This is a genomic window from Mesorhizobium sp., assembly GCF_005063415.1.
In the GTDB taxonomy this organism is placed as follows: domain Bacteria; phylum Pseudomonadota; class Alphaproteobacteria; order Rhizobiales; family Rhizobiaceae; genus Mesorhizobium.
Window position 1 is genome coordinate 1 of sequence record NZ_SUEG01000226.1, and the last position, 5,565, is coordinate 5,565.

The 5,565-nt window shown below is 63.4% G+C and carries 6 protein-coding genes and 1 pseudogene; all 7 read right to left on the reverse strand.

Going from position 1 to position 5,565, the window contains the following annotated elements; genetic code table 11:
* Nucleotides 1-33: 33 nt before the first annotated feature.
* Nucleotides 34-240 (reverse strand): DUF680 domain-containing protein, encoded by a 207-nt coding sequence (locus E5W70_RS30430; RefSeq protein ID WP_292664976.1) that lies wholly within the window; start codon nucleotides 238-240, stop codon nucleotides 34-36.
* A 72-nt stretch (nucleotides 241-312) separates the two neighbouring features.
* Nucleotides 313-516: a DUF680 domain-containing protein gene (locus tag E5W70_RS30435; RefSeq protein ID WP_292664977.1), complete on the reverse strand. Its 204-nt coding sequence runs from the start codon at nucleotides 514-516 to the stop codon at nucleotides 313-315.
* Between the two features lie 440 nt (nucleotides 517-956).
* On the reverse strand, nucleotides 957-1,703 hold the full coding sequence (locus E5W70_RS30440) for an FAD-binding oxidoreductase (RefSeq protein WP_292664978.1): 747 nt from the start codon (nucleotides 1,701-1,703) through the stop codon (nucleotides 957-959).
* Nucleotides 1,700-2,311 carry a molybdopterin-dependent oxidoreductase gene (locus E5W70_RS30445; RefSeq protein WP_023680229.1) on the reverse strand — a complete coding sequence of 204 codons (612 nt, stop codon included), beginning with the start codon at nucleotides 2,309-2,311 and terminating at the stop codon, nucleotides 1,700-1,702. Before E5W70_RS30445 ends, E5W70_RS30440 begins: the two co-directional genes overlap by 4 nt.
* Nucleotides 2,312-2,443: 132 nt before the next feature.
* Nucleotides 2,444-3,982: a DegQ family serine endoprotease gene (locus tag E5W70_RS30450; protein ID WP_292664979.1), complete on the reverse strand. Its 1,539-nt coding sequence runs from the start codon at nucleotides 3,980-3,982 to the stop codon at nucleotides 2,444-2,446.
* A 356-nt stretch (nucleotides 3,983-4,338) separates the two neighbouring features.
* Entirely contained in the window at nucleotides 4,339-5,064 is a 726-nt protein-coding gene (locus E5W70_RS30455) for an MBL fold metallo-hydrolase (RefSeq protein ID WP_292664980.1), read from the reverse strand.
* A gap of 16 nt (nucleotides 5,065-5,080) precedes the next feature.
* Nucleotides 5,081-5,565: pseudogene (locus tag E5W70_RS30460) on the reverse strand (hypothetical protein); the annotation flags it as partial.

The following is a 5,565-nucleotide window of genomic DNA, read 5'->3' on the forward strand; positions in this document are numbered from 1 at the left end:
AGCATGCCGCCGCCTTGATGGTGGGATCGGCTGTTAGTTGTTGCCGAAGAGATTTCGGTCGGCGCCCTGGACAACCGGCTGCTTTTCAGGCTGGTCCGACGTCTTGACGGATGCCGTGTACGAACTGTCGACGGAAGGCGCAGGCTGGTTCGCGCCGTTCGAGCCATAATTGTCGCTGGCGGCGAAAGCGCTGCCGGTGATGGCCAGAACGGCGGCGGCAGTAAGAACGATCTTTTTCATCTTAATACTCCTGAATTTTTTCAGATCCCCGGACGGCGGATATGCCCGCCGCCCTGATGCTGGGATCGGCTGTTAGTTGTTGCCGAAGAGGTTACGGTCGGCGCCCTGGACAGGCTGCTGGTCAGCATGAGCCGGCTTCTGAATGGAAGCCGTATACGAGCTGTCGACCGAAGCGGCAGGCTGGTTCGCACCCTTGGAACCAAAGTTGTCGCTGCCAGCGAAGGCGCTGCCGGTGATGGCCAAAACGGCGACGGCGGCAAGAGCGATCTTTTTCATTTTAGTACTCCAGTATCTTAGTTTTCGGTCCGTCTAGCGGCGTGTCTTGGGAGGAATTCGCGTCGTTCGGACAGCCCCGATGTGGGAAAGCCAATGGCCAGTTTCCAATCACGAAGTTGTTTGGTGTGGACCAAGAATCTACACCTTGAAATTGTGCCAGAGATTCCCTTCGCCACAATTTTATTTATAAATATCAGACGGATAGCCCGTAGCATCGGTCTGGCTGCAAGGTGACTTGGAGAGGCAGCGTTCACAGCGTCCTGCACGCATTGTCAACAGAAACGAACCGTTCGGTTCGATTTTTTAAACCGATAAAAGTAGCAGCAGGGGTTGTTTATGGAATCGTTAACCATTTCAGCCAAACGCGGCCTCGCCGTTCTGCCTGTTTTCGGCCCGTTTATGCCGGCCGGCGAAGGCAGCAACCGGGCAAGCAGACCGGGTCAGACCCCGTAACGTTCGGTGCGGATGAGAGCCGCAGGTACCCCGGCATCGATCAGTGCTTCGGCGGCGGCCGTCACGAATGCGTTCGAGCCGCAGACAAAGGCGAGTTTCGGCGGCGCGGGCAGCCTCGTCATGGCTTGCACCATCATCGCGGCGTCGATCCGCCGCGCATAGTCCGCCGGACGGCGGGCCGGTTCGCGCGTCAGCGTCAGCACCAGGTCGAAGCCATCCCGGCGCTCGGCGAGGTCTATCAACTCGTCGCGAAAGATCACCTCGTCCCAGACCCGCGCGGAAAACACCAGGGCGGCGGCGACCAGCGACCCCCGTATCGCCCGGTGACGGACCATCGACATCAGCGGCACCACGCCCGACCCACCGCCGACGAGCAGGAGCGGTCCGCCATCGCCGTCGGACCAGACGAAATGGCCGCCGAGCGGCCCGCGCAATTCGACGTCGTCGCCCACCGCCGCGATCTCGTGAAAGAACGGCGAGACCTCGCCGTCCTCGAGTTTTTCAATCGCCAGTTCGATGGTCTCGCCGGTCTCCGGCGCCGAGGCGATGGAATAGGAGCGGCGCGCCTGATAGCCGTCAGGCGCCGTCAGCCTGACATCGACATGCTGTCCGGCACGGTAAGCGAAAGGCCGCGACGGCTGCAGGAAAAAGCTGGTGACGCGCGGCGTGCGCTTTTGGATGCGGGTGATGGTGACGGTCTGCCAGGGCGACTGCGCCGCCGGTGCGTCGCTCATGGATCGTTCGTGTAGCGCTGCTCGCGCCACGGGTCGCCATAGATATGATAGCCTCGCAACTCCCAGAAACCCGGCTCGTCACGCTCGGTGAACTGCAGCCCGTTCAGCCATTTGGCCGATTTCCAGAAATAGAGATGCGGAACGAGCAGCCGCGCCGGGCCGCCATGATCGGGGGTGATCGGCTTGCCCTCGTAAAGCAGCGCCACCATCGCCTTGCCGCCGGTGAGATCCTTCGTCGGCACGTTGGTGGAATAGCCGTCGAAACCCAGCGCCAACGTGAAGGCGGTGGGCGGCTCGATGCCGGCGTCGGCAAGGATGTCGTCGACCAGCACGCCCTGCCACGCCGTGTCGAACTTGGTCCATGCGGTGACGCAATGGATGTCGCGCGTCATCTTGGTCAAGGGAAGCGCGTTGAACTCGGCCCAGTTCCACTTCTTGATTGGCCGCGGCCCGTGCTTAAGCGTGAACGACCAATCCTCGGTGCGTACATGCGGCGTCGGGCCGGCCGACAGGACCGGGAAACCTTGCTCGAGATATTGCCCCGGCGGGATACGTGCATCCGTATCCGTCGGCGGCTTTCGTCCGGAAGAGAAGCCTCGGGTAACCATCGAGAATGTCCGTTTGCGCAAGGTCCAATCGACCTTTGTCAGTTTTCTCGAAGACGCGTCCGCGGGCAACCGAAATCTTGGCTCGGCCTGGCGGCAATGCTCTACATCGATCTTGGCAGCGCGGCGCCTGTCTCAGCCACTGGCGAAGGGCACGGCGACAAACATCTGGGCGTCGCCACGCTCGACAAGCAGCAGCACCGATTTCTTGCCGGACTTGGCAGCCTGCACAATCGCCTGGTTAGCCTGCCTGGCGCTTCTCACCGGATGCTGGTCGACGGCGACGATGATGTCGCCGGGCTGGATGCCGGAAGCCGATGCCGCCTTGTTCGGGTCGACGCGCTCGACCAGTGCGCCGTGCTGGTTGCCTGCCAGGTTCATTGCCTGGCGCGCATCCGGGGTGACGTCCATCAGGCCGAGACCGAGCGCCGGTGCGCGAAGGCCCTGCTCCGTCGACGGCTGACCCTGATCGCCGGTCACCGATCCCGTTGCCATGTCGTCTTCGTTGCGCCCGACCTCGACGGAGATCTGCAGGCTTTGCCCCTTGCGCCAGACATTGAGGGTTTCCCTCGTGCCGGGCGCAACGTCGGCAACGCCGCGCGACAGGTCCCTTGGATCCTTTATGTCGAGACCGGCGAAGCTGGTGATGACGTCGCCGGTCTCGATGCCGGCGTTGGCGGCCGGCGATCCGTCGCTGACCTGCGCGACCAGCACGCCGGCGGGGTGATCGAGGCCGATGGCGCTCGCCATATCAGGCGTCACCGGCTGGATCTGGACGCCGAGATAGCCGTACTGGATGGAGCCGCCCTTCATCAGTTTGGCGACGACCTTTTGCGCCTGGTCCGAGGGAATGGCGAAGCCGACGCCGACGCTGCCGCCATTCGGCGAAAAGATCGCCGTATTGATGCCGACGACATTGCCGTTCACAGCCGTCAGCGGGCCGCCGGAATTGCCCCGGTTGATCGGTGCGTCGATCTGGATGAAGTCGTCAAACGGCCCGCTGTGCAGGTCGCGGCCGCGCGCCGAGACGATGCCGGCCGTGACCGTGGTGCCAAGGCCGAAAGGATTGCCGAAGGCGAGCACCTGGTCGCCCGGCATGAGCTTGTCGGAATCGCCCCATTTGACGGTCGGCAAGGGCTTGCCGGTCTTGACCTTGAGCACGGCAAGATCGTTCTTGGCGTCATGGCCGATCAATTTGGCGGGAAGCTCGGTGCCGTCGTCGAGCGTCACCTTGATCGACTGGGCGCCGTCGACGACGTGATTGTTGGTGACGATGGTGCCGTCGTCGCCGACGATGAAGCCTGAACCGAGGGCCTCGGTGCGCGGCGCTTGCTCCGGCGGTGTTTTGGGGGCGGGCTGTCCCTGGTCATCGAAGAAATGGCGGAAATAGTCGTCGAAAGGCGAGGTTCCGCCAAACGGCGAGGCGTCGCTCATGGTGTCCGGCTGTTGAGCTTTCATGACCGTCGTGATGGTCACCACCGCCGGTTTGTCGGCCGCCACGACCGGAGCGAACGAACCGCTGGGCGCGGTCATGCCGGTGACAGGCGGGGTCACTGTTGCCGCCAGGACATCATTCAGCCTGGGAGCGAGGGGCAGGGCGAAGGGGCTGACGATCAGCGCGGCGCCCAGCAGAGCGGCGACGCGATGTCTGCGAAGGGTCTGGATTGGTGACATGGCCGTTGTCCGGGCGAGAGATTGATCGGGCGCCGCAGCGTTCCGTCACCGGAACGCTCTATCGGCGTGTCAGCTTGCCTGTCTCGCCTGTCACGGCAGCCGACCGGATCGACAGCCCCGCATCTAGGGCACCGATCGTGGTTTCTAGATAATGTTACGAAGATTTAATTTCCGGCTGGCAACCGCCCTGCCGGGCTGGCGCCGAAACCCGAAAACAAAAACCCGCCTTGCGGCGGGTCGTTGGGGCAAATCAGCACCATACCGAAATTAGTAGCATAGCTGCCGGCACAAAGCAAGAACAAAATAGCTGCGCAAGACAAATCGCTTCAGATTTGCGCCGCCTCAGCCGAGGCCTCCTATTCGCCCTTCCGGTCGGTCCGGCTGAGATAGGTGGTGGCGATCTCGCGCATCCGCCTAGCGTCGAAGCTCGGGCCGTGGCCGCCATGGCCGATGCGGATCGGCAGGTCGAGCAGGCGCTGCATGGTGCGGCGATAGGCGGCACGATCCGAATCCGGCAGGTCGTCGATCAGCATGGCGTCGTAGATGGCGTCGCCGGCGAAGAACAGGCCGTCTGCCTCTTCGAACAGCGCGATTGAATCCGGAGAGTGGCCGGGCAGATGCAGGACGCGGAATTGGCGGTCGCCGAGGTCGATCCTATCGCCCTCGTCCAGGGTCCGGGCCAGAGGCGCCGGCTGAATCCTGTAATCGGCCGCCTTCCAGCCCTTTGCCGGCAGCCTGGAGACGGCGCCTTCCAGATCACGGAACATGTAGGCGTAGGTCACCGCTTCATCCATGCTGTCGAACTGTGCGGCGCTGTGGCGCGGCCCTGCCCGCAACAGAAACTCGTGCAGCGAGCCGACATGATCGAGATGGATATGCGTGGCGACGACGAGCAGCGGCTTGTCGGCCGGCGTGTCGATCTGCGGCGCCAGCGGGCAGATCCCCATGCCGGTGTCGACCAGCAGGTCGACGTCGCGGCCGCGCAAATGCCAGATGTTGGCGCGCACGAATTCATGCACGAAGGGCTCGGTCAGCATCGTCGTCTTGGCATCGACGATGGTTTTGCTGAACCAGCTGTCCATCAGATCAAGGCCGGCATCAGACGAACGGCTTGCCGACCTTGTACTTTTGCGGAACCAGCCGCTTCAGATAGGCCATGCCCGCATCGGACAGCCGGTTGACATCGGGCAGCATGAAATCATCCGGCATATGGCGCGTCTTGCCGGCGACGTTCTTCAGCGGCACCTTCTTCAGCACGGTTTTCTTGCCGTCATATTGCAGCGCCACCGAACCGCCGCCCTCGTCGGCCACGGTGACCGCGAAGGCGCCGGCATCGAAGGCCTCCTGCGCGTCCACCGCGCTGATGGCGCCGACATAGCCGCGCGGCATGTAACCGAGCGCATCGACGCGCGCCCGCTTGCCCGGCAATCCTTCGGCGAGCGCACGCTCCAAGGCTGCCGGCAGGTCGCTGCCCGACAGCTTGACGTTGCCGTCTCCGAGGGCGTCAGCACCGCCGACGGCAAGGCGCTGGTCGAAAGCCTGGTGCCGCCCGAAAAGCTTGAGCGCGACCAGCACGGCAACGT